Origin of the sequence: Thalassobacillus sp. B23F22_16 (assembly GCF_043496955.1) — a bacterium.
Lineage (GTDB): Bacteria > Bacillota > Bacilli > Bacillales > Halobacillaceae > Thalassobacillus > Thalassobacillus devorans_A.
In genome coordinates this window covers 51,085-77,339 of the sequence record NZ_JBIEKD010000003.1, presented here as the reverse complement: position 1 = coordinate 77,339, position 26,255 = coordinate 51,085, and the positions used below count along the sequence as shown (strand labels likewise).

The following is a 26,255-nucleotide window of genomic DNA, read 5'->3' as shown; positions in this document are numbered from 1 at the left end:
GAAAAATTGACATTCTATCCAATGTAAGCGATATTAAATTTACAGAATAAGGGGAGTGGTTTGAAGTGGATTTGAAAGGAAACGATTTCTTTGTAATCAAAGCTTTAGAGGACGGGGTCAATGTAATAGGATTGACCAGGGGCACCGACACCAGATTTCATCACTCGGAGAAACTCGATAAAAATGAAGTGATGATTGCTCAATTCACCGAGCATACTTCAGCTGTTAAAATTAGAGGAAAAGCATTAATCCAGACCAGTCATGGAGAAGTGACGAACGAAGCGGATTAATGGTTATGTTTACTTAGTTGTTTCATACATAACGGAGGCATTCTACAACGAATTATGCTATAATACTTGTGTTGTAAACGCCTTTCAGAAAGGACTCAGGTGATCCAGGTGAGCAATGTTGAACATGAAATCCAAACGCTAAAACAAAAAATAATTGCTAAAGTTCGCCATCCTTTTTTATCGAAATTCATTCCTGAACCGGTAATTGATGAGGACAAGCTTATGCTTTTATCTTCCATTATGGATGATACGACATTACCTGAAGTTAAAAAAGAGCAATACATCATAACAACCATGCTCGTTCAAGTAGCGTTGGATACCCATGACCTTGTCACTTTAACGGATGAAGACGAAGAACAGGAGACGGTCCGCAGCCGTCAGCTGACAGTGTTGGCCGGAGATTATTATAGTGGGATGTATTATTATTTACTATCTCAGTTAGACGATATTCCAATGATCCATACGCTGGCTTCTGCCATTAAAGATATCAATGAGCAAAAAATGGAACTGTACTACAAAGATGTAGGATCGTTCCAGGAATTCATGAACGGTTTGAGAGATATTGAATCCTTGTTGATTCAGCGTGTCGCATCCTATGTTCAACGGACCACCATTAATGATGTAGCTGGTGAATGGCTCCTTACTAAAAAGCTGTTGAATGAGAAGAAAAATATTCAAAAGAACGGATTCTCTCCGCTATTTGATCTATTGTTGAAAAGTCCAAGGACAAATACTAGCTATAATCAAATGATGAACACGGTAGAAAATATCATTCAAAAGAATATTTCACGGCTGGAAATGACTATTTCACAGCTTCCTTTACATTTTAACCAGTTAAAATCATACGTTCATTCAACCTTGGACGACCATAATTACACGAAACAATTCGCAGAAGAGGGATAAAGCATGCCACAGACCAAAGAAGAACGCGTGCATCATGTATTTGAAAAAATCTATCAACGCTACGATGTGATGAACTCAGTCATATCCTTTCAGCGGCATAAGGCCTGGCGTAAAGATGTCATGAATAAAATGGACGTCAAGAAAGGGGAAAAAGCCCTGGATGTCTGTTGTGGCACAGGGGATTGGACAGTGGCCCTGGCTGATAAAGTAGGTAAAGATGGGAAAGTGATCGGACTTGATTTCAGTCATAATATGTTATCAGTCGGAATTAAAAAGAAATTGGAGTATGGTATGAGTCAAATCGAATTTGAACACGGTAATGCGATGGATCTACCATTTGAAGATAATAGTTTTGACTATGTGACAATCGGCTTCGGGCTGCGTAATGTGCCGGATTATCTTCAAGTTTTAAAGGAGATGGCAAGGGTCGTCAAACCAGGGGGTAAAGTGATTTGTCTGGAAACATCCCAGCCGACAATGCCTGGTTTCAGGCAAGCTTATTATTTTTATTTCAAGTACATCATGCCTGTATTCGGTAAATTGTTTGCTCGAAGCTATCGGGAATATAGCTGGCTTCACGAATCTGCAAGAGATTTTCCTGGGAAAGAGGAATTGAAACAGATGTTTGAGGAAGCCGGGTTAAGTAATATAAAAGTTAAATCTTTTACCGGTGGAGTTGCAGCAATGCATATGGGAGAAAAATTATCATAACACAAGGGTGGGCACCATGAAGTTAGCTATGATCTATTCTTTTTTAAAACAAGATTTAGCGAAAATCGAAGAGTCTATCAATAACACGATACAAGCCCAGCACCCTGTATTACGTGAAGCTTCTACCCAGTTATTAGCCGCAGGAGGGAAACGGATCCGTCCTGTTTTTGTTTTATTGGGAGGAATGTTCGGAAATTATCGCTTAGATCGTATGGAGGCAGTGGCCGTATCTTTGGAACTTATTCACATGGCCTCGCTTGTCCATGATGACGTTGTTGACAATGCCCAGTTGAGAAGAGGGGAGCCGACGATCAAAGCGAAATGGGATAACAGAATAGCCATGTATACGGGAGATTACATATTTGCACGTTCATTAGAGTCCTTATCCGCTCTGGAAGACCCACATGCCCATCGAGTACTCGCAAAGACAATGGTAGAGTTGTGTCTTGGGGAGATTGAACAGGTGAAAGATAAATACCGACTGGATCAGAATATAAGAGACTATCTGCTTCGCATCAAACGGAAGACCGCCCTCTTAATCGCGGCCAGTTGCCAGCTTGGAGCCATCGCTTCGGAGGCCTCGCGCCAATATGAGCGGGCTCTCTATCGTTATGGCTACTTTGTGGGTATGTCTTATCAAATCATCGATGATGTATTGGACTTCACTGCTTCGGAAGAAGAATTGGGCAAACCTGCCGGAAGTGACTTATTACAAGGAAATATTACCCTGCCAGTACTCTATGCAATGGAAGATGAAGGGATAGCCTCAGAGCTGCACCTGCTATTCCAGGAAGATACGGAAAAACTGACTCCTGAAGACATCGCTCCTATCATAACTAAGATTAAGGCAGGGGACGCCCTGGATCGTTCGCTGGAGCTCAGTGACCGTTATTTGCAAAAAGCTTATCAAGCACTTGATGTGCTGCCGGCAGGTCGAGCGAAACAAACATTACGCGGGATCGCAAAATATATTGGTAAAAGAAAGTCTTAACAGATTGCCACCACCGTTGGAATCTGTTAAAATTTTCTTCGGTGACGTTTTTAAGCGCTTACACAAATACATAATGATGAGGTGTTAAGGATGGAAAAAACTTTTCTAATGGTTAAACCTGATGGTGTACAACGTAATTTAATTGGAGAAATTGTTTCCCGATTCGAAAACAAAGGTTTCAAGCTTGCTGGAGCAAAGTTGATGAACATTCCTTCCGAACTTGCGGAAGAGCATTACGGGGAGCACAAGGAAAAGCCTTTCTTTGGTGAATTGGTTGGCTTTATTACTTCAGGTCCTGTATTTGCAATGGTATGGGAAGGGGAAAATGTAATCGCTGCAGCTCGTCAGATGATGGGTAAAACAAATCCTCAAGATGCTATACCTGGAACTATTCGCGGAGACTTTGGCGTAACTGTAGGGAAAAACGTCATTCATGGATCTGATTCACCGGAAAGTGCTGAACGTGAAATTTCCCTTTTCTTTGATGAAGAACAAGTCCTGACTTATGATAAAAATGATAATAACTGGGTTTACTAAACCAATTTAAAAACGTTCTTTGGGAAGAACGAGCCGCTTGCAGAGAAATCGATTTCTCTGCAAGCTTTTTTTATTTCTGACGGATGGGAAAAGGATTTTTTAAATACTTGGGATTTTCCTACAGAGAGCCTGGTATAAAACCCGATTAATTATGTCTTGGCCAATACCTGCTCGCTTTATCGCTTTTATGTTTTAACCTATTAAAAAATTTATTGCACACAAGTTTGCTAAGATATGATATAGTAGAACATAAAATTTATACTATGGAGGGACGTCCATGCGCTATTTGACTGCTGGAGAATCACACGGAAAACAACTAACTACCATTATTGAAGGAATACCATCCCATTTACCACTTTTAAATGACCAAATAAATGAATCCTTGTTGCGGCGCCAGGGAGGCTACGGTCGTGGACGTCGTATGCAAATAGAAAAAGATTTAGTAGAAATTACAGCGGGGGTACGCCATGGCTACACCTTGGGTTCCCCGATTTCACTCGTCATCAATAATGATGATTTCAAACATTGGAGAAATATCATGGGTGAAAATCCCATCCCTGATGATGAAGAAGTTCGCCGGACAATTTCACGCCCGCGCCCGGGGCACGCCGACCTTAATGGTGGCATGAAATACGGGCATAGAGACTTACGCAACGTTCTGGAACGTTCTTCAGCCAGGGAAACAGCTGCCCGGGTGGCTGCAGGAGCTGTGGCTAAAGTTTTGCTAAATGAACTTGGCATTAAGGTTGGAGCCTATGTCAGAGAAATAGCAGGAATAGTGAGCAGCTTTGATGAATCTATGACATTGGAAGAGCGGGTTGATATCGCAGAAGCTTCTCCTGTAAGAACCCTGGATAAGAAAGCGGAAAAAGAGATGATGGATGCGATCGATCAGGCGAAAAAAGAAGGAGACTCGATTGGTGGAGTTGTAGAGGTGTATGTGGAAGGTATGCCTCCTGGAGTCGGTTCCTATGTTCAGTATGACCGCAAACTGGATAGCCGTATTGCTGGAAGTGTCGTAAGTATCAATGCCTTCAAAGGTGTAGAGTTCGGAATCGGTTTTGAGGCAGCCAGGAGAAATGGCAGTAAGGTACATGATGAAATTGCGTGGGAAGAGTCACGTGGTTATTACCGTAAGACAAACCGTCTAGGCGGTTTCGAAGGTGGAATGACAACGGGCATGCCACTGGTAATAAAGGGTGTGATGAAGCCAATTCCTACTCTATATAAACCCCTGCAAAGTGTCGATATCGATACGAAAGAGCCTTTTGCTGCCAGCATTGAAAGGTCCGACTCCTGTGCCGTACCAGCAGCAGGGGTGGTTATGGAACATGTAGTGGCCTTTGAATTGGCTCGCGCGATGATGGAACAGTTCCCTGGGGATTATTTTCCTAGAATGAAACAGGCGGTTGACGCATACCGGGAAGAGGTAAGGAGATTTTAGCATGAAGGAATTATCCATACACGCGAGTAACCACTCCTATAAGGTACAGATTGGTAAAGGGCTTCGCCATACAGTCGGCAGTCTTATCGAAGAAAACTATTCTCACGTTATGATTATTACTGACAGTCAGGTAGCGCCACTATACTTGGAAGATGTGAAGCATTCTTTGTCGGGAATGCCTGTAGATACAGTCATTTTTCCTGCAGGTGAACAAGCCAAGTCGATGAGCCACTATGAAGAATTATTGACTGCATGTATAGAAAACGGTCTTGATCGAAAATCATTAATCATAGCTCTGGGAGGTGGAGTTGTTGGCGACTTAGCTGGGTTTGTTGCTGCTACTTATATGCGAGGTATTGACTATATTCAAATGCCCACCACAGTACTTGCCCATGACAGCAGTGTCGGCGGCAAGGTTGCTATCAATCACCCACTTGGAAAGAACTTGATTGGATGTTTCCATAGCCCGGTTCAGGTTTTATATGATGTCGAGACATTGCAGACCTTACCTTATCATGAATTACGTTCAGGCTATGCAGAAATTATTAAACACGGGTGTCTGGATGATCCGGATTTATTTCAAGATGTAACTTCTAGATCACTAGGCAGTGAGGCAATAGCAGAGGTACTGGAAGAGCACCTATTAAAAGGAATAGCGATCAAAGCTTCCGTTGTCGAACAAGATGAAAAAGAGACTGGAATCCGAAAATATCTGAACCTGGGTCATACACTCGGGCATGCAATAGAATCGGAAGCGGGTTATGGACATGTGACACATGGGGAAGCAGTAGCGATCGGTTTATTGTTTGCCATGTATGTCAGCCAGGAAAAGTTGGAGGCAGCCATGCCTATAGCAAACTTATATGGATGGCTTGGTAAACAAGGATATCCGTTAGATGTTTTAACTCACTTAGATACCAGTTCATTAGTAGACCGTATGAAAAAAGATAAAAAATCAACATCGGGTAAGGTGAATATGGTGTTATTAGAGGAACTGGGAAAGCCAGTCATGAGGGAAATAAAAGAAACAGAACTGACTGAATTATTAAATCGTTTTAAAGAAGAGGTGATGAGCTGTTGATCAGGGGGATCAGAGGAGCAACCACAGTACAGACTAATGATCGAGAAGAAATCGTTGAACGAGCGTATGAAATGATGATGGACCTGATAGATAAAAATAAAGTGGAAGCTAAAAATGTCGTTTCGGTTTTATTTTCAGCGACAGCTGATTTGAACGCGGCATTTCCGGCAAAATCACTTCGGAAGATAGAGGGATGGACTTATGTGCCTGTTATGTGTATGCAGGAAATAAAAGTCCCTGATGCACTTCCCAAATGTGTTCGAGTGATGGTCACGGCAGAAACCGAGCTGCAGCAGGATCAGGTAGAACATATTTATCATTATAATGCCCGTAAGTTACGACCTGATTTGCAAAAGCCGAAAGGAGAATTGTCATGAAAGCAAAAGAAATTTTAAAAACCATGAAACCTTATAAACCTGGGAAACAAATTGAAGAAGTGAAAAAGGAATATGGTCTAAAGGAAATTGTCAAATTAGCATCGAATGAAAATCCCTTTGGCTTTTCTCCACAGGTTAAAAAAGAGCTTCCTGATCTGGTTGCCGGTTTAGAAAAATATCCAGATGGTTATGCCGCTGAATTGCGGAAAAAGCTGGGTGAGAAGTTGAATGTAGATCCTGCTCAACTAATATTTGGAAATGGATCGGATGAAATTGTCCAAATTATTTGCAGAACTTATCTGGAGCAAGGGACTAATACAGTTATGGCCACCCCAACCTTTCCGCAGTATAAGCATAACGCATTAATTGAAGGTGCTGAAATACGGGAAGTGCCAGTTGTCGATGGCTATCATGATTTAGATCGGATGATTAACGAAATCGATGAGCATACGCGAGTGGTATGGCTGTGCACGCCGAACAATCCAACAGGTTCTCATATTTCACAACCGGATATGGAAAGCTTTTTAGAACGGTGTCCTGACGATGTATTGGTGGTAGTGGATGAAGCTTATTACGAATACATGGACGCTTCTGACTATTACGATGCTATCTCCGGTGTAGCGAATCACCCTAATCTAATTGTATTGCGGACTTTTTCAAAAGCATACGGGTTGGCAGGGTTAAGGATCGGGTATGGTGTCGCCCAAACAGCTGTCATTCATCAGCTGGATCCAGCTCGCGAACCTTTCAATACTTCCACTATTGCACAAGCTGCTGCCATGATAGCCTTGGATGATCATAAATTCTTAAACGAATCGGTTGCACGCAATAAGAGCAATCGTGAAACGATGATGAAGTTTTGTGATGAGCATGAACTAGGTTATTTTGATTCCCAGGCCAATTTCCTTCTTATCAATCTGCCTGTAAGTGGGGATGCCATATTTGAGCATTTATTAAGTAAAGGATTTATTGTCCGTTCTGGTGAAGCACTTGGCATACCTAATAGCATCCGTCTTACTATTGGAAGCAAGGAAATCATGGAACAAATCCAGGATGAAATCAGTCATTTTCTTTCTTCTAAGAAGACAGGTGCGCAAAAGTGAAAGAAACGGTAATGATTGCGGGACTTGGGTTAATTGGCGGTTCCCTTGCCATGAGTATCCGGTCCCGCCGGCATTTTCATGTGCTTGGCATGGATGCCCATGATGAAACGTGCCGATTAGCACTTGAAAAAGGTGCCGTTGATGAAATATGTGATGATTTCATCTCAGGCGTTCAAAAGGCGGATATACTAATTATTGCTACCCCCATTCCAATGACACTAGGATATATGGCTCAATTAAATGAAATACAATTGGAAAAGAATTTATTGGTCACCGATGTTTCATCGGTAAAAGGCAAAATAATGAATCAGGCTGAAAAAATAACAAACCCTGCTGTGACCTTTATCGGTGGACACCCGATGGCGGGGTCACATAAACAAGGGCTGCAGGCAGCAAAAGGGCACCTGTTTGAAAATGCTATCTATGTACTTACTCCTTCATCGAAGGCAGATGAACAAGATGTCGCCAGGATTAAGGAAGTGCTGTCGCCTGCTAAAGCAAGGTTCTTAGTTTTTACAACGGAAGAACACGACGAGATGACGGCGGTCATTTCTCACTTTCCTCATTTGATCGCTTCTTCTCTCGTCCATCAGGCACGTAACTGGCAAAAAACTCATCCTTTTTTAGAAGATTTGGCAGCCGGCGGGTTTCGTGATATTACAAGAATCGCCTCCAGTAACCCCGTGTTATGGAGAGATATTTTCCTTCAGAACAAAGCGGTCTTGATTTCCATGCTTGATGACTGGATCACAGAAATGGAGCAAGTGAGAACTCTTTTATCAACCAGTGATGGGACAGCTACAGAAAATTATCTCCTGGAAGCTAAACATTATCGTGATGGTTTGCCTGCAAAGAAAAAGGGAGCAATTCCATCTTTTTATGATATCTATGTTGATATCCATGATCAGCCAGGGGCGTTGCTTCATGTCATTGAACACTTGGCAGATAATGATATTTCCATCAAAAACATAGAAATTTTAGAAGTCAGAGAAGGAATAACAGGTGTGCTTCGGATTAGTTTCCAAAGCAGTGAAGAACAGAAAGAAAGCAAAAGGTTACTTGAATCTCATGATTACGAGGTTACTATAGAGCAGTAGGAGGGCAAGCCATGAGTGAAATTACATTAAAACCAATGGAACATGCTATTGACGGTAAACTATCAGTGCCCGGTGATAAATCCATTTCCCACCGTGCTGTCATATTTTCTTCATTGGCAGAAGGAACCTCCCACATTTCGAATTTTTTATCAGGTGAGGACTGTATGCGAACTATTCAGGTCTTTAGAGAATTAGGAGTGGATATTGACCAGTCTGGGTCAAACCTGACAATCAGGAGTAATGGACTGGAATCGTTGAAAGAAGCGGAACGACCAGTATACTTTGGGAACTCCGGTACCACTGCAAGGTTAGTTACAGGTTTGCTGGCGGGCCTTCCTTTATTCACTACCTGTTATGGTGATCCTTCCTTATCAAAAAGACCAATGGATCGAGTGGTAGGTCCATTGAAGGAAATGGGGGCTAACATTGAGGGAAGAAGTAAGGGTCGCTTACTGCCCCTCGCGATTACAGGTAATAACCTGCAAGGTATTACCTATGAAATGCCGGTGAAAAGTGCTCAGGTTAAATCTGCGTTACTGTTAGCTGGGATGGTTGCTGAAGGAGAGACAACCATTATAGAACAAGTAAAAACCAGGGACCATACAGAGCAAATGCTCCCACAATTCGGGGGAGAGATTTCCATCCAGGACAAAGAAATCACCATTCAGGGTGGCCAGCAATTACAACCTGCGGACTTGGCTGTTCCAGGGGATATATCCTCTGCAGCTTTTTTCCTGGTGGCAGCTGCCATCATACCAGGAAGTTCTATTCTGGTAGAAGATGTAGGAATCAATCCTACAAGAACTGGACTAATAAAAGCTCTGGAGATGATGGGAGCCGATATCACTGTAAAAGAAACACGTCAAATAGGAGGAGAAGCGGTCGGTAATGTGGAAATTAAATACCAGGAGCTGACAGGAGCAGTGATTGAAGGGGAGATGATTCCTTCTTTAATAGACGAACTTCCAATCCTGGCGCTGGCGGCTACTCAGGCAAGTGGGGTTACAAAAATTAAAGATGCTGGTGAACTGCGTGTGAAAGAAACTGATAGAATTGCGGCAGTAGCACAGGTTCTTAGCAGTTTTGGTGCAGAGGTAGAAGAAGAAGAGGATGGTTTAACTATTTACGGTAAAGCTTCTTTGACAGGGGCTGAGGTTGATTCCTTTATGGATCATCGCATCGGCATGATGATTGCAGTAGCGTCACTGATAGCGAAAGGAGAAACTGTGTTGTCAAATGGCCAATGCATCGACATTTCTTATCCTGGATTTTTCAAAGATTTAGATTCTTTGAAAAAATAACGAAGCTAATCATACAATAGCCCAAGCTCTCATACCTTATAGAAAGCCTGTCGGAGGTGGACAAGTATGGGAGCTTACTATTTTTATCAGCGGACCTGGCACAAAGAAAATTGGGTTAATAAAGAAGTGCTTGTTGAGGATGATTGCTTCGTCAGGAAGTTCCTTTCTTCATCCCATCCGATTGAGTTAAATGTTGATGCCTACCACGTTACCCCAGGGTATGTCATGGTCGATCACTCTGCACCATTATATTCATCTGTTGACAAGAAGAAACTCAGTTTGGACTATCTTATCCGTGGATGTACCTTATTACTTGTGCAGCTGCCAATCACGACTACTCATCTATTCAAACAAAAATATCATTCGTTTCTTCACATGCTTGCAGGATTACCCATGGATTATATGATATCCCCTGTCGTTGCCCCTAGACTACTGACTCCAGCTATGGTTCGATTCTTCGGAATGCAAAAAGCGCCCTTTATCTTAGTTGAGTTACACACAGAAAAAGACATGGAAAATGTCGCTTGGGAATGGTTGGCACAAGCGCAGAGTTATACAAGAATCCCTATTGCTCCTTTTATTAAGGTGAAGGGGGAAGATTCACAAAAATTATATGATGCATGGAAAAAAACAGTTGAACATTGTGATATGATTACGTTGAAAGATCCTATAACGGAACACCCCTTGACAAGCAATAACCTTAGAAGGGCAGGAATATATCCATATAAGGGTGATTTAATGCCAGGTGGACAGGCTGATTACAATTTGCATTTACATGACGGATGCACTGTAATTGATGATCCAACCGAAATCAGGTACCATGGGTCTGTTCCTGACGTTACCATTATGAATGGAGAAGTAGTTCAAGTGAATCAGGAGATCATGAATGATAACATGATTGGGAAACACAGGAAGGTTTCGATACCGATGCATTTTGCATAGATGAGAAAGGATGTCCATATGGAGGAAATACAACAAGCCGTCCGGCTTATGGAAGCAAACCGGACAGATGAAGCATTAAAGACATTACAATCCTATTTGCCTGAAGCGGATGAAGAGGAACGTTTTACAATCGCAGAGTTGTATATCCAGTGGGGGATGTTAGAAGAAGCGAAAATGATTCTTAAAGAGTTGAGTCAGCGATACCCCAAAGAAAATGAATTGAAGATTATGTTGTCAGAAATTCATATCGACTTGGAAGAAGATGAGGAAGCGATAGAACTTTTGAATCAGTTTGGCCCGGAAGACGAAGATTATTTGCCGTCTTTGATGCAGCTTGCCGATCTCTATCAATCCCAAGGGCTTTTTGAAGTAGCTGAACAAAAATTGCTGGCGGCCAAGCAGGCGGCACCTAATGAAGCTGTCATTGATTTCGCATTAGGAGAACTCTCCTTTTCTAATGGGGAATACAATAAGAGCATACCGTTTTATGAGAATGCATACAGCCGTGAGCCGATCATTGGAGACATTGAGGTGGCGGCAAGACTTGCCGAGGCTTATGCAGCCACAGGGGACTTTGAACAATCCCTGGCCCACTTCCAAAAAGTAGAAGAAGAAAATGCTGATATTAAATTCCGTTATGGCTTTGTAGCATTCCAGGCCAACCGTACCGATATTGCCATAAAGGTGTGGGAAGATCTTGTGGAAAGAGACCCTTATTACCAATCCGTATACCCTTTACTGGCACAGGCGTACGAGAGCGAGGGTATGATGGAAGAAGCTTATCAAATGGCACAAAGCGGCCTTGCGAAAGACGAATTCAATAAAGAGCTCTATCACCTTGCAGGTACGCTTGCCCACCGACAAGGTAAGAAAGAAGAAGCCTATCAATCCATGAAAGAAGCAGTCAGCTTAGATCCGGGATATAAAGAAGCCATCCTGTTTTTAATAGAAAATTACAAAAAAGATGAAGACTATGAAGCGATCATTGATTTATTGGAGCATCTGCTTGATCTTGGTGAAGCTGACCCGAACTACCACTGGGAGCTGGCCAAAGCTTATGAGATAGAAGAACAATATTCCGAGGCTATAAATCATTATGAAGTTGCATATAATTCCTTTAAAGAAGATAGTGTCTTTTTGAAAGAATATGGCTATTTCTTAGTCGAAGAAGGGAGGATGGGAGAAGCCGTCCGTATTTTCCGAGAGTATATGAAAATTGAACCTACTGACAGTGACATAGAGGATTTCGTTCATCGTTTGGAGAATCGTGAAGAGGATATCACGTAATACGATGTGGGAGGGGTGTAAATGGAAACACCTATATCCGTTCAAGATAAAAAAGATTTTGTCCGGTGGTTTTTAAATCATTATCAATTGAAGAAAAGAGAAAGCGTATGGATCTTGAATTACTTGATCAATCATGAAGCGATTCTGCAGCATGCCCACTTTGTCGATGAAGTCGAGTTTTGTCCCAGAGGAATTCTTATTAGTGCCCAGGGAGTAAAAGCACCACCGTTCCGATTCTACAAAGATAAAGTCATGACGACTGATGCCGAAAAGTCTTTCCATGATATCCGCTTGAACCAGGAGGAACCTCTGTATATACAATTGAATTTCGATCAAGCAAACCAATCAGCACGGTATGCAGCGGTATTAGAAGAAAATCCATACGTACCACTCAATCATTATTTAACTGCAAAAGATAAGAAGCTGGCAGGCAGGCTGTTGGACATCAGTCTTTTGGAGCACCAAAAGCAGCAGCTGGAGCGTGAAATAGATGAAGCCCTTGATAATGGGGATAGAGATGCATTCCACAGCGTCTCGGCCCTTTTGAAAAAGGTCAAGCAGGAATTAGCGGAAATTGCTGAGAAATAAAAAACTGGATCGTACCCGATTCAGTTTTTTATTTTTGCAGATTTTTAGTAAAATGTAGGAAGATTGGAAAGGATAGTGATGATTGATGAAATGGACCCATCATGATATTTCGCAATATGTAGAGGCGAAAGAATACATCGACACCCTGATTATACCCTTAATACCATTCGGGGCTCAAAAAGACGAGCAGATGAAAAAACAGGCTTTTCAAAAGGAACTATTGAATATGTTTGTCAACGAGATTGAAAAAGAATATAAAGGCAGGATAGTATTACTTCCGGAGTATTATTACTTATCTGGCGAAGTTAATAGGGAGACAGCCAGGCTTAACCGTTGGGTTGAGGCATTTACAGAACTTCCATTCGAGCATGTATTTCTTTTTACATTTGATGTCAACTGGCGTAAAGCGAGCAAGGATATCGATGGAGAGGTCATCTGGCTGCCCGGGTTACAATCTGGTAACCTGCAAAGCTCAGAAGCACAGTCTTTCATTAAAGAGCAAGTAAGTCAAATTGCCGAAATGATAAGATCTTATTGGTGATGACAAATTTTTCTCGTTTCACCGATAATTTATTGACCGGCACATAAGTTTGCGCTATCATGGTAATGTCCTAGTAAACTGTGTGTAAAATATCCATGAATAATGGATTACAGCATAGAGGGGGGAAAAATATGAGCGATAAAAAACAAGTATCCAGACGTCAGTTCCTGAACTACACGTTAACCGGTGTAGGCGGTTTCATGGCGGCAGGAATGCTTGCTCCAATGGTTCGTTTTGCTATTGATCCAGTATTGAAGCCGTCAGCTGCAGGTGACTTTGCTGCTGTTGTGGAGGAGAGCGAAATAACCAATGAACCACAGCGATTTAACTGGAAAGTAGACCAGAAAGATGGCTGGTATGAATCAGAGGTTGAAAAAAATGCCTGGGTATACAAAGATGAGAACGGCGAAATCGTAGCCCTTTCTCCCATTTGTACACACTTGGGCTGCACCGTGGACTGGAACTCGCAAGAGCAGTTTCCAAATGAATTCTATTGTCCATGCCATGGCGGCCGTTACACCAAAGATGGGGTAAACGTACCGAATACTCCACCAACTGCTCCGCTACCAGTATATGAGCATAAAGTGGAAGAAGGCATGCTTTACCTTGGACAAGCCATATCAAGAGGGAGTGGGATTTAATCATGTTGCAGAAGATTTATGACTGGGTCGACGAGCGAATGGACATCACCCCGTTGTGGCGTGATATTGCCGACCATGAAGTTCCTGAACATGTCAATCCTGCCCATCATTTTTCAGCATTTGTATATTGCTTTGGCGGTTTGACATTTTTTGTGACAGTCATCCAGGTTTTATCCGGAATGTTTTTGACGATGTACTATGTCCCAGACATTGAAAATGCATGGGAGTCTGTTTATTACTTGCAAAAAGAAGTCGCACATGGACAAATCGTCCGTGGGATGCACCACTGGGGTGCGAGTTTGGTTATCGTAATGTTGTTCCTACATACTTTACGGGTGTTTTTCCAGGGTGCCTATAAGAAGCCTCGTGAATTGAACTGGATTGTCGGAGTATTGTTATTCTTCGTAATGCTTGGTCTTGGTTTCACAGGTTACCTGCTGCCGTGGGACAACAAAGCTTATTTTGCGACTCAGGTTGGTTTGGAAATCGCTGCGGCAACACCTTTCATTGGTGATGATTTGCGTACATTACTTGCGGGTGACCCACAAATCGTAGGCGCCCAGACATTGACACGTTTCTTCGCTATTCACGTGTTCTTCCTGCCTGCAGCACTATTTGGTTTAATGGCAGCGCACTTCATTATGATACGTAAACAAGGTATTTCCGGACCACTATAAGATGACAGTTTTTGTGAAAAGGAGGGAACGCTGTGCATAGGGGTAAAGGCATGAAGTTCGTCGGTGACTCACGTATTCCGGCGGAACGCAAACCGAACATACCTAAAGATTATTCTGAATATCCGGGTCGTACGGAAGCTTTCTGGCCCAATTTCTTATTAAAAGAGTGGCTGGTTGGAGCGGTTTTCTTAATCGGATTTTTAATTGTAACTGCTGCACATCCATCACCTTTGGAACAGCAGGCTGATCCGACTAATGCATCATATATTCCGTTACCAGACTGGTATTTCTTATTCTTATATCAATTCCTGAAATATGAATTCGCCGGTGGTAATTACATCGTACTAGGTGCGATTGTTATGCCTGGCTTGGCGTTCGGTGCATTGTTGCTGGCTCCGTTTTTGGATAACGGCCCGGATCGCCATCCGACAAAGCGACCGATTGCTACAGGGCTGATGTTGCTGGGTTTCATTGCAACATTCTGGCTTACTTACGAATCTGTATCAGAAGTTGATTATGAACAACGCTCTGAACAGTACGGTGTTCAAGAAGAGGGAGAAGGTCCTGAAATTGATACCGAAGACCCTGGCTACGCAATATATGAGCAAAACTGCTTGAGCTGTCACGGGGACCAGTTACAAGGACAAGGCAGTAACCCATCTTTAATTGAAACTGAGAAATCAGTAGATGAAATCAAAGATATTGCTGTCAATGGTATCGGCAATATGCCTGCAGATATGTTCAATGGTTCTGATGAGGAATTACAGCAGCTTGCTGAATTCATTGCTAACGCTGGTGAAGGCGAAGGCGGAGAAGACAGCGGGGGAGAAGGTCATTAATTAAAAAAGATGAAAGCCGCGCTATTCATTAGCGCGGCTTCTCTTATATTTGTTAATTTGATTACATAAGGCGGAGGTGGCTTGCTTGTTTTATAACATATTAGCCAATCGGACATTTATCTTTATCCTGTTTTTAATTAATTTAGCTGGCTCCGTATATGGCTACATTTGGTATGGTTATCAACTGGAGCAGACAGAACCGATATTTTTATTATTTGTTCCTGACAGCCCAACAGCCAGTCTGTTCTTCACGATTTTCCTGCTGATAATGTATTTTGGAAAACAAGCACCTTATATCGGTGCACTTGCGATGGTGACCTTGTTTAAATATGGAATTTGGGCAGTGGTCATGAACTTTTTAACCTTAATAGTAGAAGGATCATTACACTGGACGGGATATATGTTGATTATTTCACATGGGGCAATGGCTATCCAAGGTCTGTTATATGCTCCGTATTACCAAATGAAAATCAGACATTTAGCTGTCGCTGCTGTGTGGACCGTTCATAATGACATTATTGATTATGTTTTTGAACAAATGCCAATCTATGGGCCGTTGATGGAATTTATCAGTCCTATTGGTTATTTTACATTTTGGTTAAGTATGGCAAGTATCGGTATAGCCTATGTATTAGCTGTGCGGCCAAGGCTGAAGAAAACCTATTTGTAAAGCAGGTCTAATCTTGTCCCTCTTCTCATAAAATGGTTAGAGAACCCTAGAAGAAGAGGTGGGCACAATGCTGCGTAAATCATCGACTGTTGGGCTGTTACTACTATTGATAGGGATTTTGTCTATACACGTTCAAGCTGCTGCCCCTAATACGATTCCACACTTTTTGGACGAGTATTATGAAGCTGTCAAAAAAGGCGATTTATCGCTTTCCCATAATTTACTGCGCTACAATGAAGAAAGATTGGAAAACTATATGCAAGAAAATCACCCCGATCATCTTAGTGAGTTTAAGGAGATAAAGAAACATGCTTTGGGAGCGCAAAGAGATATCGATTCCCTGCTTTATGAACACTTAGGCCTGGTATTATGGCTGGATGCATTAGTTAATAAGGAACCACGTTTAATTGTGAAAGAAAAAGAAAAGCTACTCGAAAACATCGAACAATATCATAATCAAATAGGTATAGATAATACCACTTCATTAGAAGATATTAAATCGTTTTGGGGAAGTGTTCTCCCTGCAGCTGCTCTCACATTTGATGAAGCTTTCTTTCAACAATTCAATCATCATTACAACCTATTATCCCAGGCTGATGAAGCTGAAGAAATTGACCGCATACTCAGCTTATCTATAGAAATGATGCAGAAAGAACCAGGAGGAGGAATGAGTCTTGATGCCCTGGTATGGACAATTATTATTGTCGGCGGATGTATCATACTGACACTATTGTACGTGGGTTATCGGAAGTATCAGGCCGAGAAAAAAGCGGTTAAAGAAAGGCTTTATAAACGCAATTCAAATAGTTGACCTTTTTCTGTCAATTGACTAATATTAACCTATAGAGATATACAATTTTTGATGGAGGAATGAACATGGGCTTAGGATCATATTTGATTTATGTGGCCATTTTGATGATTATACCGTTGTGGGCACAGTCACGAGTGAAGAGTACGTATAAAAAATATTCAAAGGTTGCGACGTCATCTTCCATGACAGGAGCACAGGTGGCAAGGAAGATTTTAGATGATAATGGATTATATAATGTTTCAATAGAGGAAACAAGAGGGATGCTCTCTGACCATTATGACCCTAGAAAAAAAGTAGTCCGTTTGTCTACTGATAATTTTCACGGTCATTCGATGGCTGCTTCTGCTGTAGCAGCACACGAAGTCGGTCACGCTATACAGGATTCACAGGATTATGCTTTTCTCCGCTTAAGATCTGCTTTAGTCCCTGTTGCAAGTTTTGGTTCTAACATTTCTATTTTCCTCATCATTGGGGGAGCATTATTGGGGATGAGTGGTCTGTTGCTATTGGGTATCATTTTCTTCGCTGCAGCTGTTTTGTTCCAGCTGATTACGTTGCCAGTCGAATTTGATGCTTCCAACAGAGCAATGGAGCAAATGGTTTCAACTGGAGTCATCACCAACAACGAAGAGCGTCCAACGAAGAAGGTTTTGAATGCTGCTGCATTGACATATGTCGCGGCTGCACTGGTAGCTCTAGCAGAATTGATCCGTTTCCTTTTAATGTTTTTCGCGATGAACGAAGATTAAGTAAAAAATCAGGGTGCCAAGAAATCCCGGCATCCTGATTTTTTTATTCTTGATTATTCTTATGTTGGATCTCACACTAACTTTTACAGAAAAGCTCCCTTTAATTGAAGACTCAGTTTCGAGATAAATTGTTTCCGTTACGATAGTAACGGTTAGGAGGTCCGGGAAATTACTCGCTTTCCGTGGGCATGTGGTGAGCTTCCTCAGGCTTCGCCTTCCGGGATCTCACCGATCATGTTCATCCCACAGGAGTCTCGCAATTTCCCGGACCTCCTTGCGTTTATGAGAGATACGGAAACATCGGTATATCGTTCTTCAAACCAAGAGTGAGCTATGCTTGAAATATGAGCTTAAAGCCGCGTCTTTATTCAATTATCCATTAAAAGTAGAAGACATCTGCAATATAACAGGGGTTCTTTTCTCCCATCCTTCGGATGGGGTGGCAGGGAAACTGCGAGACTCCCGCGGGAGAAGGGACTAGGCAAGACCCCACAGGGAGTGAAAACGACCGAGGAGGCTTGCCGGTTCCCCCGCAGGAAAGCGAGTAGTTTCCCGGACATCCCTGACGCTATTATGGTAAAGAACCCTCACTATCTTGAAACTGAGTCTTCCACAATTCGGCCCTTTAATTGAATAAGCTTTATATTGCGCTTAATATTCAATTGGCTTCTTATTTTCATCCAATGTAAACCCTTCGCCTAACACATCATGTACGGATGTAACTGCTACAAAAGCATGAGGATCAATAGCGTCAATGACATTCTTCAGGCGAACAATTTCATTTTTTCCGACAACGCAATATAACACGTCTCGACGTTCTCCGGTAAATGATCCACGACCTTCCAGTACAGTGACTCCCCGGTCCATTTCTTTCAATATTTTTGCAGCTATCGCTTCACTTTTAGAAGAAATGATAGTAGCGCCTCTTGCTGCATAGGCTCCTTCCTGAATCAAATCAATAACCCTGGCTGCTATATAGACAGCCACTAACGTATACATCCCCTGGATCATATTCAAATAGGTGATAATAGATGTGAAAATGACGGCGGTATCAAAAACAAACATCGCACGCCCCATCGACCAGCCCCAATATTTATGTATCAGCCTGGCGATGATATCGACTCCCCCTGTTGTTCCTCCGAATTTGAAAATGATTCCCAGACCGACCCCGACGAATGCACCTGCAAAAAGTGCGGCCAGTGTCATATCTGATTGAAGATTAATATCAATGGTATATATTTGAAAGAGCCAGATAAAGACGGAAACAGCAAAGATTCCAATCAAGGAATAAAAGAAAGTATTCCTTCCAAGAATTCTCCAACCAACAATTAATACCGGGACATTCAGTACGATATTCATTATTCCAGGGTCCCAATTAAATAAGAATAACAAGAGGAGGGTGATACCTGTAAAGCCGCCCTCTCCTAAGTTGTTCTGAATATTGAAGTGTACAAGTCCGAATGAGAAGATAGCAGATCCAAGTAAAATGAAGAAAATGTTTTTATACTTTAACCCTAAAATCAATTTTATATCCTCCTTTCCACAGTCGCGTGCATGTCTACCATTATAATCAAATATCGTCAAAGCGACAATAAAGGAGGTAATTCGATTAAATAATTTGTCAAAGCCTTCAGTTTTGGCTAACATTTAAAGATAGACATTAATGTGGGGAGGTATCATCATGAATGATTCGTTTACAACCGGGCAAATGCAGGAAAGGGTAGATCGCTACATATCCCAATTTAAAGAAGGTTATTTTTCTCCATTAAGTATGATGGCTAGAATGTCAGAAGAGGTAGGAGAACTGGCCAGAGAGGTCAATCATCATTATGGGGAAAAACCTAAGAAGAGTTCCGAAGATGAAAAGTCCTTAGAAGAGGAATTAGGAGATGTCCTTTTCGTATTAAGCAGCTTTGCTAATTCGTTGAATATTGACCTTTCCGAAGCGTTTGATCGTTCGATGACGAAAATAGAAACACGTGATAAAAATAGATGGACAAGGAAATCTGAAAGGGGTAAGGAAAATGAATAATATTAAAGTGATTGTGGCCGGACCAAGAGGAAAAATGGGCTCTGCAGCTTTAAGAATGATAGATCGCTCGGATAATCTTCAACTGGCTGCTTGTGTGGATCGTAAGTATGGTGGCTCACAGATCAAAGATATTGAAGGGCTCCCTGCCTTTGAAGCTAAAATTTATGAGGATCCGGAAGTATGCTTGAATGAAGTGGAGGCGGATGTCTTTATTGATTTGACCACACCTGAGTACGGTTATAAACATACTAAGTTATCTTTAGAACACGGGGTACGTCCAGTAGTAGGTACGACAGGTTTTACAAAAGATCAGCTGGAAGAACTTACAGAAATGGCTGAGCGAAAACAGCTTGGTGCTGTTATTGCGCCTAATTTTGCGATTGGTGCTGTATTAATGATGCAATTTTCCAAATGGGCGGCCAAACATTTCCCGGATGTCGAAATCATTGAACGCCATCATGATCAGAAACTTGATGCTCCTTCCGGTACAGCAGTCAAGACGGCCGAATTGATCCAGGAAGAGCGAGAAGCCAAACAGCAGGGACACCCGGATGAAAAAGAAACGATGGAAGGTGCCCGTGGCGCTGATAGTGAAGGACTGAAAATCCATAGTGTGCGACTCCCGGGCCTAGTAGCCCATCAGGAGGTTATGTTTGGCGGTTTGGGAGAAACTTTGACAATTAAGCATGACTCTATCAATCGTGATTCATTCATGACAGGAGTAAAGCTTTCTGTTGAACGTGTCATGGAAATGGATGTGTTAGCTTACGGTCTGGAAAATTTATTAGATTAGGGGAGAGACTAATGAATATAGCCTTAATAGCGCACGATGAGAAAAAACCAGAAATCCTTCAATTTGTATTCGCTTATAAACATATTTTAAAGGATCATAACCTATTTGCTACCGGAACCACAGGAAAACGGATAGCTGAAGCTACATCGCTGAATGTTTTTCGTTTTCAGTCAGGACCACTGGGAGGCGATCAGCAAATCGGTGCTAAAATTGCTGAAAATGACATGGATATGGTTATTTTCTTTCGGGATCCATTAACCGCCCAGCCTCATGAACCTGATGTAAGTGCGCTGTTGCGTTTATGTGATGTACACAGAATTCCCCTTGCGACAAATTTGGCCGGTGCCGAAATTTTAATTAGAGCGCTGGAACGGGGAGATTTGAATTGGCGGGAAATCATTAAAGACAGAGAAAAGCAAGGGTGATAGTGTGAAAAAGATAGGAATTACCTGTTACCCCACAGTGGGGGGCTCTGGGGTAATAGCGACAGAATTAGGAAAATTACTAGCAGAGGAAGGACACGAGATCCATTTCATCACCTCTCAAGTCCCGTTTCGGTTAAACCGGATTTACTCCAATATTTTTTACCATGAAGTAGAAGTGACCAATTATCCGGTATTCAGTCATCCTCCATATGACCTGGCACTTGCAAACAAAATGGCTGAAGTCATCAACCGGGAAAAGCTTGATATCCTCCATGTTCATTATGCGATGCCTCATGCTATTTGTGCAATTCTTGCTAAACAAATGGCAAATCATGAGGTTAAAATAATAACAACCTTGCACGGTACGGATATTACCGTTCTCGGAATAGATTCTAGTATGAAAAATATTATTAAATTTGGGATTGAGCAGTCAGACCGGGTGACTACTGTTTCAGAAAGTCTGGCGGAACAGACCAAAGAGATGTTGTCGATAACGAGGGAAATGGACGTCCTATATAACTTTGTGGATGAACGGGAATATTTTCGCCACTCCGATCGAAACCTCAAAGAACAGTATCATATTGACCAGGAAGAAAAGGTTATCATTCATATTTCAAATTTCAGGAAAGTAAAAAGGGTGGCAGATGTCGTTCATGCCTTTCATCAAATAGCAGCGGAAATACCTTCAAAGCTGTTGCTTGTCGGAGATGGTCCCGAGTTCTCTAATACGTATCAATTAGTTCAGGATCTCGGTCTGCAGGACCATGTACTATTTTTAGGAAAACAAGAGAACGTGTCGGAGCTCCTTTCCATTTCCGACCTTAAACTGCTGCTTTCAGAAAAAGAAAGCTTTGGCCTTGTCCTGCTGGAAGCAATGGCTTGCGGAGTACCTTGTATTGGAACGAATGCAGGTGGAATACCAGAAGTTATTTTACATGGAGAAACTGGTTATATTACTGATATCGGAGACATCGAAGATATCAGTAAAAAAAGTATAGAAATCCTGGCAAATAAAGACATCTGGGAGAAATTCTCTAAACAAAGCGAACAGCGTGTTAAAGAAGAGTTCCATTCACAAGAGATATTGAAACAATACGAGGCTCTTTATGATAAGGTGTTGAATAATGAACGTTAAAATCAATCAAATTCCAGCATTCCAACAAGCACTTCCCGTCCTGGAGCGAATCGAGAAACATGGCTTTCAAGCTTTCTTTGTTGGCGGTTCTGTACGTGACGCCTTAATCGGCAAGGGTATTGGTGATGTTGATATAGCTAGTTCTGCTACTCCCCAGGAAATTCAGGCACTATTTAAAAAAGTGATCCCTGTGGGGATTGAGCATGGAACTGTAATTATCAGATACGAAGGGGAATCCTATGAAGTAACTACTTTTCGTTCTGAATCAGGATATGAAGACCATCGCCACCCGGATAAGGTTGAATTTGTTACCGATATCGAGCAAGACCTGGCCCGCAGAGACTTTACGATCAATGCCTTGGCATTGGACAGAGATGGGAAGGTTATCGATCCTTTTGAGGGTGTGAAAGCAATCGAAGACAAACAGATAAAGGCGGTTGGCGACCCTTTGGAACGATTCCAAGAGGATCCGCTTCGTATTATGCGTGCTATCCGGTTTAGCAGCCAACTAGGCTTTCGTATAGAGAAAGGCACTTCTGCAGCTATCCATAAGCAGGGAATTTGGTTAAAGGAGATAGCTGTTGAGCGAATTGCTGTGGAATTTGAAAAGTTATTTCGAGGCGAACATCTGATTCAGGCTGTAGAAGCATGTATACAATCGGGCATCCATCGTTTTTTCCCTGTGTTCCAGCAACACCCGTTTCTATTTGAATACGCAAAAGAAATCACCTATCCTCTCGATGATTTTGCGGAACTTATCAGCTTCTTTGTTTTCCATCACCCGGAACTCACCGTGGATGAATGGGTGAAACAATGGAAGCTTTCCAGGCGGGTTAAATATGAGGCAAAAGCTTATGTAGAGGCTCTGGAGCAATATAAACTTCATGGTCTGGATGAATGGCTGGTCTATAACATGCCTCCTCATTTGGATAAGGGCTTTATCCGGCTTGTCGGCCTCCTTTTCCCGGCTATATCCAGCGGAGTTGCCAATAAATTAACATACATCAGAAAGAATTTAGTGATTACGGATCGTAGTGATATTGAATTTAAGGCCGTTCACCTAATGGAACTGTTTCCGCACGTTCCAAAGGGGCCTTGGATAGGTGAACTGCTTGCTTCCCTGGAGAAGAAGGTAGTTTCCAGGGAACTTGCGAACGATTATAATGAAATAAAGGAGTGGGTACAGGCATGGAATCCACCCGGCAAAGATTGATTAAAATTCTGGAAAGCAATAAAAACGCTTACCTTTCAGGGCAGGAGCTTTCCAAGCGATTGAATGTTTCCAGAACTGCTGTCTGGAAACATATGAAGGAACTGGAGAAGGATGGTTACAAGATTGAAGCTGCCCCGCGTAAAGGGTATCGAATTGTCGCTTTTCCCGATAAAGTGACCAAGAATACGTTAAGATGGGGATTAAATACAATACGGATAGGCAAGGAAATCTTTCATTATGAGCAAGTAGGTTCAACACAGGAAATCATTCACCAGTTAGTCAAGGAAGGATACGGCCATGGAACAGTAGTAGTCGCGGACGAGCAAGTAAAAGGGAAAGGGCGAATGTCAAGACCATGGCATTCCGGCAAAAACCAGGGAATCTGGATGAGTTTATTATTGAAACCGGAATTGCCGCCAGTTCAGGCTCCCCAAATAACCTTGCTCACGGCCGTGGTGCTGGCAGAGGTGTTCGCTTCTGTAACCAAGCTCACCCCTCAAATTAAATGGCCGAATGATATATTGATTAATCATAAAAAAATAGCCGGAATATTAACAGAAATGCAAGCGGAACAGGATCAGATTCAATATATCGTGCTCGGCATCGGGATAAATGTTAATCATGATCAGCAGAGTATCCCGGAAGATATCAGACACAAAGCCACCTCATTGAAGATAGAGTCCCAAAAATCGTGGGAAATCAATTGGCTGATCCAGCTCATCCTCGAGACCTTTGAAAATACATACGAGCAGTTTCTCGATAAAGGTTTCCAAGCCGTTAAGGAAAAATGGGAAAAATATGGATATAAAATCGGAGAGGAAGTTACTATATCCACGATGCGAAAAACATGGCCGGCTACATTGGTCGGCATTGAAAGTGATGGTGCATTATTGACTCGGACAAACGATGGCAAGCAGGAGAAACTTTACTCTGCCGAAATACATTGGGGAGATGATGGCTACAATGCTAACCCGTAAACAAATGCTTGATATGAAGAATAGTAACGAAAAAATTGCGATGGTAACTGCTTATGATTATCCCTCTGCCAAACTTGCAGAAAATGCAGGCGTGGACATGATTTTAGTAGGGGATTCTTTAGGGATGGTCGTACTCGGTTATGATTCAACCATTCCTGTGACGGTGGATGATATGATTCATCATGGCAAAGCCGTAAGGCGTGGGGCTGGCAACACGTATGTCGTAGTTGATATGCCGTTTATGTCTTATCATATTTCCTTAGAAGATTCGTTAAAGAATGCGATGAAGATCTACCAGGATACCCAGGCCCAGGCATTGAAGGTGGAAGGTGCCGGAAACGTGTTACCTACAATCGAACGACTTACAGAAGGCGGGATCCCTGTAGTTGGTCACCTGGGGTTGACCCCTCAATCCGTCAATGTGCTGGGTGGTTATAAAGTACAAGGAAAACAAAAAGAAGCAGCAGCACAATTGGTGGAGGATGCCCTCGCTGTAGAAAGAAGCGGTGCCACTGCACTTGTACTGGAATGTGTACCAAAGGAACTGGCGGCATTGATAAGTGAACAGCTCTCCATTCCTACCATCGGTATAGGAGCTGGCGCTGGCTGTGACGGTCAAGTGCTGGTATATCATGACATCCTGAACTACGGAGTGGACAGGCTGCCTAAATTTGTCCAAACGTATGGTGATGCAAACCAACACTTTGCAGAGGCGCTTGGAAATTATGTTAAAGAGGTTAAGGCTCATGATTTCCCGGCCGAAGCGCATACGTTCACCATGGATCCATCCTATTTGCCGTCTGTTAATGGTGAGGAAAAATGAAAATTATCGACTCACCAGATATAATACAGAAGAAAGCTAGTGAATTTAAAGCCCAAGGGAAGAAAATAGGCTTTGTGCCAACGATGGGTTATTTGCATGAAGGGCATGAACAGCTAATAAAAAAGGCGAAAGAAGAAAATGATATAGTAATTCTGAGCATTTTTATCAACCCGCTTCAATTCGGTGAAGGAGAGGATTTGGATCGCTATCCAAGGGATGAAGTCCGTGACCAGACGGTTGCACAAAAACTCGGAGTGGATTTGCTTTTTTTTCCTACAGAACAAAGTATGTACCCTACTGAATCCGCAATCCAATTAAGCGTCAATAAAAGAACGGATGTATTATGTGGAAAAAGCCGTCCAGGTCATTTTGACGGTGTTGTTACGGTAGTGGCCAAGCTTTTTCATTTATGCCAGCCCACGAAGGCTTATTTCGGTATGAAAGATGCCCAGCAGGTGGCAGTCGTAAAAGCACTGGTCGATGATTTGAATTTCCCGGTAGAAATTGTACCTGTAGCCACAGTGAGAGAGCAGGATGGATTGGCGAAAAGCAGCCGGAATGTTAATTTAAATGCCCAGGAACGCAAGGAAGCGCCGATAATTTTTACGGCCTTGCAAAAAGGGCGCGAAATGATTCGGAGTGGCGAGCAGGATTTGGAAAATGTTAAGACTGCTGTAAATACATTTATTGAAACACATACTCATGGTAAAATAGACTATGTTGAATTACTATCCTACCCGGAGCTGGAAAATATCGATCGTCCCAAAGGACAAATGATAATAGCCGCAGCTGTACAATTTGAAAAAGCAAGGCTAATCGACAACCTGGTATTCGACAGCAGCGGGGCGGTAATTACAGGATGACTCTTTAGGAGGAGAACATAATGTTTCAGACCATGATGAAAGCTAAAATACACCGGGCCCGTGTCACGGAAGCAAATTTGAATTATGTCGGCAGTATTACAATAGATCAGGATATTATGGACCAAGTATGTATCCTTCCACACGAAAAGGTGCAAATTGTAAATAACAATAATGGCGCCCGACTGGAAACCTATGTGATTGCAGGTGCTAGAGGGAGTGGGGTCGTCTGTCTGAATGGGGCCGCTGCCCGACTGGTCCAGCCGGATGATATCATCATCATTGTTGCTTATGCTATGTTATCGGAAGAAGAGTTAGTTGATTTTAAGCCGAAGATAGCTTTAATGGATGAGGATAATCAAGTATTGCGAGTCATTGAGGAAGAGCCTCCTTTAACAGCAGTTACCAACTGACGAA

31 protein-coding genes are annotated in these 26,255 nt (G+C 42.3%); 30 read left to right on the top strand and 1 reads right to left on the bottom strand.

Translation table 11 applies throughout. The annotated features are described in order from the left end of the window. Positions 1-65 precede the first annotated feature (65 nt). From mtrB to ACGTNI_RS04105, 21 genes are all read left to right on the top strand, one after another. Positions 66-290 (top strand): trp RNA-binding attenuation protein MtrB, encoded by a 225-nt coding sequence (mtrB, locus tag ACGTNI_RS04205; RefSeq protein WP_371872035.1) that lies wholly within the window; start codon positions 66-68, stop codon positions 288-290. 108 nt (positions 291-398) lie between these two features. Further along, positions 399-1,193 (top strand): heptaprenyl diphosphate synthase component 1, encoded by a 795-nt coding sequence (locus ACGTNI_RS04200; RefSeq protein WP_254901834.1) that lies wholly within the window; start codon positions 399-401, stop codon positions 1,191-1,193. A 3-nt stretch (positions 1,194-1,196) separates the two neighbouring features. After that, positions 1,197-1,904 (top strand): demethylmenaquinone methyltransferase, encoded by a 708-nt coding sequence (locus tag ACGTNI_RS04195; RefSeq protein ID WP_085508697.1) that lies wholly within the window; start codon positions 1,197-1,199, stop codon positions 1,902-1,904. A gap of 16 nt (positions 1,905-1,920) precedes the next feature. Then, complete coding sequence (gene hepT, locus ACGTNI_RS04190; RefSeq protein ID WP_394460261.1) at positions 1,921-2,895, top strand: heptaprenyl diphosphate synthase component II; 975 nt, start codon at positions 1,921-1,923, stop codon at positions 2,893-2,895. A gap of 90 nt (positions 2,896-2,985) precedes the next feature. Continuing rightward, positions 2,986-3,432: a nucleoside-diphosphate kinase gene (ndk, locus tag ACGTNI_RS04185; protein ID WP_085508695.1), complete on the top strand. Its 447-nt coding sequence runs from the start codon at positions 2,986-2,988 to the stop codon at positions 3,430-3,432. Positions 3,433-3,709: 277 nt separating this feature from the next. Next, positions 3,710-4,876 (top strand): chorismate synthase, encoded by a 1,167-nt coding sequence (gene aroC / locus ACGTNI_RS04180; RefSeq protein WP_085508694.1) that lies wholly within the window; start codon positions 3,710-3,712, stop codon positions 4,874-4,876. A 1-nt stretch (position 4,877) separates the two neighbouring features. Beyond that, positions 4,878-5,957: a 3-dehydroquinate synthase gene (gene aroB / locus ACGTNI_RS04175; protein ID WP_085508693.1), complete on the top strand. Its 1,080-nt coding sequence runs from the start codon at positions 4,878-4,880 to the stop codon at positions 5,955-5,957. Continuing rightward, a complete protein-coding gene (gene aroH / locus ACGTNI_RS04170) occupies positions 5,954-6,334 on the top strand; it encodes a chorismate mutase (RefSeq protein ID WP_085508692.1) in 381 nt (126 codons plus the stop codon). The genes aroB and aroH overlap by 4 nt, the downstream gene beginning before the upstream one ends. Further along, positions 6,331-7,437: a histidinol-phosphate transaminase gene (gene hisC, locus ACGTNI_RS04165; RefSeq protein ID WP_394460258.1), complete on the top strand. Its 1,107-nt coding sequence runs from the start codon at positions 6,331-6,333 to the stop codon at positions 7,435-7,437. The genes aroH and hisC overlap by 4 nt, the downstream gene beginning before the upstream one ends. Continuing rightward, positions 7,434-8,534: a prephenate dehydrogenase gene (locus tag ACGTNI_RS04160; RefSeq protein WP_394460256.1), complete on the top strand. Its 1,101-nt coding sequence runs from the start codon at positions 7,434-7,436 to the stop codon at positions 8,532-8,534. The genes hisC and ACGTNI_RS04160 overlap by 4 nt, the downstream gene beginning before the upstream one ends. Positions 8,535-8,545: 11 nt before the next feature. Beyond that, positions 8,546-9,835 (top strand): 3-phosphoshikimate 1-carboxyvinyltransferase, encoded by a 1,290-nt coding sequence (gene aroA, locus ACGTNI_RS04155; RefSeq protein ID WP_085508690.1) that lies wholly within the window; start codon positions 8,546-8,548, stop codon positions 9,833-9,835. Positions 9,836-9,901: 66 nt separating this feature from the next. Further along, on the top strand, positions 9,902-10,777 hold the full coding sequence (locus ACGTNI_RS04150; protein WP_085508689.1) for a hypothetical protein: 876 nt from the start codon (positions 9,902-9,904) through the stop codon (positions 10,775-10,777). Positions 10,778-10,795: 18 nt separating this feature from the next. Further along, positions 10,796-12,064 carry a tetratricopeptide repeat protein gene (locus ACGTNI_RS04145; RefSeq protein ID WP_394460253.1) on the top strand — a complete coding sequence of 423 codons (1,269 nt, stop codon included), beginning with the start codon at positions 10,796-10,798 and terminating at the stop codon, positions 12,062-12,064. A gap of 21 nt (positions 12,065-12,085) precedes the next feature. Beyond that, positions 12,086-12,652 (top strand): ReoY family proteolytic degradation factor, encoded by a 567-nt coding sequence (locus tag ACGTNI_RS04140; protein ID WP_085508688.1) that lies wholly within the window; start codon positions 12,086-12,088, stop codon positions 12,650-12,652. Between the two features lie 85 nt (positions 12,653-12,737). Beyond that, the gene (locus ACGTNI_RS04135) at positions 12,738-13,193 is read left to right on the top strand and encodes a YpiF family protein (RefSeq protein WP_085508687.1); all 456 of its coding nucleotides are present in this window, start codon (positions 12,738-12,740) and stop codon (positions 13,191-13,193) included. Positions 13,194-13,324: 131 nt separating this feature from the next. Continuing rightward, positions 13,325-13,834 carry a QcrA and Rieske domain-containing protein gene (locus tag ACGTNI_RS04130; protein ID WP_085508686.1) on the top strand — a complete coding sequence of 170 codons (510 nt, stop codon included), beginning with the start codon at positions 13,325-13,327 and terminating at the stop codon, positions 13,832-13,834. Positions 13,835-13,836: 2 nt separating this feature from the next. Continuing rightward, positions 13,837-14,511 carry a menaquinol-cytochrome c reductase cytochrome b subunit gene (gene qcrB, locus ACGTNI_RS04125; RefSeq protein WP_085508685.1) on the top strand — a complete coding sequence of 225 codons (675 nt, stop codon included), beginning with the start codon at positions 13,837-13,839 and terminating at the stop codon, positions 14,509-14,511. A 32-nt stretch (positions 14,512-14,543) separates the two neighbouring features. Then, positions 14,544-15,350 carry a menaquinol-cytochrome c reductase cytochrome b/c subunit gene (locus tag ACGTNI_RS04120; RefSeq protein ID WP_085508684.1) on the top strand — a complete coding sequence of 269 codons (807 nt, stop codon included), beginning with the start codon at positions 14,544-14,546 and terminating at the stop codon, positions 15,348-15,350. 85 nt (positions 15,351-15,435) lie between these two features. After that, on the top strand, positions 15,436-16,020 hold the full coding sequence (lhaT, locus tag ACGTNI_RS04115; RefSeq protein ID WP_394460249.1) for a lipoprotein heptaprenylglyceryl N-acetyltransferase LhaT: 585 nt from the start codon (positions 15,436-15,438) through the stop codon (positions 16,018-16,020). A 67-nt stretch (positions 16,021-16,087) separates the two neighbouring features. After that, positions 16,088-16,831 carry a sporulation protein YpjB gene (locus tag ACGTNI_RS04110; protein WP_394460247.1) on the top strand — a complete coding sequence of 248 codons (744 nt, stop codon included), beginning with the start codon at positions 16,088-16,090 and terminating at the stop codon, positions 16,829-16,831. A gap of 65 nt (positions 16,832-16,896) precedes the next feature. Further along, positions 16,897-17,580, top strand: coding sequence for a zinc metallopeptidase (locus ACGTNI_RS04105; RefSeq protein WP_085508681.1), 684 nt, complete (start codon positions 16,897-16,899; stop codon positions 17,578-17,580). A 651-nt stretch (positions 17,581-18,231) separates the two neighbouring features. Here the strand turns inward: ACGTNI_RS04105 and ACGTNI_RS04100 are convergent. Then, positions 18,232-19,101, bottom strand: a complete 870-nt coding sequence (locus ACGTNI_RS04100; RefSeq protein WP_394460402.1) for a YitT family protein — start codon at positions 19,099-19,101, stop codon at positions 18,232-18,234. Between the two features lie 160 nt (positions 19,102-19,261). On the opposite strand from ACGTNI_RS04100, the gene ACGTNI_RS04095 reads away from it, so the two are divergent. The 9 genes from ACGTNI_RS04095 to panD are packed head-to-tail and all read left to right on the top strand — an operon-like array spanning position 19,262 to position 26,251. After that, on the top strand, positions 19,262-19,612 hold the full coding sequence (locus ACGTNI_RS04095) for a nucleotide pyrophosphohydrolase (RefSeq protein ID WP_394460243.1): 351 nt from the start codon (positions 19,262-19,264) through the stop codon (positions 19,610-19,612). Continuing rightward, positions 19,605-20,405 carry a 4-hydroxy-tetrahydrodipicolinate reductase gene (gene dapB / locus ACGTNI_RS04090; protein WP_085508677.1) on the top strand — a complete coding sequence of 267 codons (801 nt, stop codon included), beginning with the start codon at positions 19,605-19,607 and terminating at the stop codon, positions 20,403-20,405. Before ACGTNI_RS04095 ends, dapB begins: the two co-directional genes overlap by 8 nt. A gap of 11 nt (positions 20,406-20,416) precedes the next feature. Beyond that, positions 20,417-20,830 carry a methylglyoxal synthase gene (gene mgsA / locus ACGTNI_RS04085; protein WP_085508676.1) on the top strand — a complete coding sequence of 138 codons (414 nt, stop codon included), beginning with the start codon at positions 20,417-20,419 and terminating at the stop codon, positions 20,828-20,830. Between the two features lie 4 nt (positions 20,831-20,834). Continuing rightward, positions 20,835-21,965, top strand: a complete 1,131-nt coding sequence (gene bshA / locus ACGTNI_RS04080; RefSeq protein WP_394460240.1) for an N-acetyl-alpha-D-glucosaminyl L-malate synthase BshA — start codon at positions 20,835-20,837, stop codon at positions 21,963-21,965. Next, a complete protein-coding gene (locus ACGTNI_RS04075) occupies positions 21,955-23,178 on the top strand; it encodes a CCA tRNA nucleotidyltransferase (RefSeq protein WP_085508674.1) in 1,224 nt (407 codons plus the stop codon). The genes bshA and ACGTNI_RS04075 overlap by 11 nt, the downstream gene beginning before the upstream one ends. Further along, positions 23,154-24,155 (top strand): biotin--[acetyl-CoA-carboxylase] ligase, encoded by a 1,002-nt coding sequence (locus tag ACGTNI_RS04070; RefSeq protein ID WP_394460238.1) that lies wholly within the window; start codon positions 23,154-23,156, stop codon positions 24,153-24,155. Before ACGTNI_RS04075 ends, ACGTNI_RS04070 begins: the two co-directional genes overlap by 25 nt. Then, a complete protein-coding gene (gene panB, locus ACGTNI_RS04065) occupies positions 24,142-24,978 on the top strand; it encodes a 3-methyl-2-oxobutanoate hydroxymethyltransferase (protein ID WP_394460236.1) in 837 nt (278 codons plus the stop codon). The genes ACGTNI_RS04070 and panB overlap by 14 nt, the downstream gene beginning before the upstream one ends. After that, the gene (gene panC, locus ACGTNI_RS04060) at positions 24,975-25,841 is read left to right on the top strand and encodes a pantoate--beta-alanine ligase (RefSeq protein ID WP_394460233.1); all 867 of its coding nucleotides are present in this window, start codon (positions 24,975-24,977) and stop codon (positions 25,839-25,841) included. The genes panB and panC overlap by 4 nt, the downstream gene beginning before the upstream one ends. 20 nt (positions 25,842-25,861) lie before the next feature. Beyond that, a complete protein-coding gene (gene panD, locus ACGTNI_RS04055) occupies positions 25,862-26,251 on the top strand; it encodes an aspartate 1-decarboxylase (RefSeq protein ID WP_394460230.1) in 390 nt (129 codons plus the stop codon). Positions 26,252-26,255 lie beyond the last annotated feature (4 nt).

What these genes read in the sequence shown, in the direction of transcription:
- ACGTNI_RS04195 (WP_085508697.1), top strand. Translation starts at nt 1,197, where the DNA reads ATGCCACAGACCAAAGAAGAACGCGTGCATCATGTATTTGAAAAAATC.
- hepT (WP_394460261.1), top strand. Translation starts at nt 1,921, where the DNA reads ATGAAGTTAGCTATGATCTATTCTTTTTTAAAACAAGATTTAGCGAAA.
- ndk (WP_085508695.1), top strand. Translation starts at nt 2,986, where the DNA reads ATGGAAAAAACTTTTCTAATGGTTAAACCTGATGGTGTACAACGTAAT.
- aroC (WP_085508694.1), top strand. Translation starts at nt 3,710, where the DNA reads ATGCGCTATTTGACTGCTGGAGAATCACACGGAAAACAACTAACTACC.
- aroB (WP_085508693.1), top strand. Translation starts at nt 4,878, where the DNA reads ATGAAGGAATTATCCATACACGCGAGTAACCACTCCTATAAGGTACAG.
- hisC (WP_394460258.1), top strand. Translation starts at nt 6,331, where the DNA reads ATGAAAGCAAAAGAAATTTTAAAAACCATGAAACCTTATAAACCTGGG.
- aroA (WP_085508690.1), top strand. Translation starts at nt 8,546, where the DNA reads ATGAGTGAAATTACATTAAAACCAATGGAACATGCTATTGACGGTAAA.
- ACGTNI_RS04150 (WP_085508689.1), top strand. Translation starts at nt 9,902, where the DNA reads ATGGGAGCTTACTATTTTTATCAGCGGACCTGGCACAAAGAAAATTGG.
- ACGTNI_RS04145 (WP_394460253.1), top strand. Translation starts at nt 10,796, where the DNA reads ATGGAGGAAATACAACAAGCCGTCCGGCTTATGGAAGCAAACCGGACA.
- ACGTNI_RS04140 (WP_085508688.1), top strand. Translation starts at nt 12,086, where the DNA reads ATGGAAACACCTATATCCGTTCAAGATAAAAAAGATTTTGTCCGGTGG.
- ACGTNI_RS04135 (WP_085508687.1), top strand. Translation starts at nt 12,738, where the DNA reads ATGAAATGGACCCATCATGATATTTCGCAATATGTAGAGGCGAAAGAA.
- ACGTNI_RS04130 (WP_085508686.1), top strand. Translation starts at nt 13,325, where the DNA reads ATGAGCGATAAAAAACAAGTATCCAGACGTCAGTTCCTGAACTACACG.
- qcrB (WP_085508685.1), top strand. Translation starts at nt 13,837, where the DNA reads ATGTTGCAGAAGATTTATGACTGGGTCGACGAGCGAATGGACATCACC.
- ACGTNI_RS04110 (WP_394460247.1), top strand. Translation starts at nt 16,088, where the DNA reads ATGCTGCGTAAATCATCGACTGTTGGGCTGTTACTACTATTGATAGGG.
- ACGTNI_RS04105 (WP_085508681.1), top strand. Translation starts at nt 16,897, where the DNA reads ATGGGCTTAGGATCATATTTGATTTATGTGGCCATTTTGATGATTATA.
- ACGTNI_RS04095 (WP_394460243.1), top strand. Translation starts at nt 19,262, where the DNA reads ATGAATGATTCGTTTACAACCGGGCAAATGCAGGAAAGGGTAGATCGC.
- dapB (WP_085508677.1), top strand. Translation starts at nt 19,605, where the DNA reads ATGAATAATATTAAAGTGATTGTGGCCGGACCAAGAGGAAAAATGGGC.
- mgsA (WP_085508676.1), top strand. Translation starts at nt 20,417, where the DNA reads ATGAATATAGCCTTAATAGCGCACGATGAGAAAAAACCAGAAATCCTT.
- ACGTNI_RS04075 (WP_085508674.1), top strand. Translation starts at nt 21,955, where the DNA reads ATGAACGTTAAAATCAATCAAATTCCAGCATTCCAACAAGCACTTCCC.
- ACGTNI_RS04070 (WP_394460238.1), top strand. Translation starts at nt 23,154, where the DNA reads ATGGAATCCACCCGGCAAAGATTGATTAAAATTCTGGAAAGCAATAAA.
- panB (WP_394460236.1), top strand. Translation starts at nt 24,142, where the DNA reads ATGCTAACCCGTAAACAAATGCTTGATATGAAGAATAGTAACGAAAAA.
- panC (WP_394460233.1), top strand. Translation starts at nt 24,975, where the DNA reads ATGAAAATTATCGACTCACCAGATATAATACAGAAGAAAGCTAGTGAA.
- panD (WP_394460230.1), top strand. Translation starts at nt 25,862, where the DNA reads ATGTTTCAGACCATGATGAAAGCTAAAATACACCGGGCCCGTGTCACG.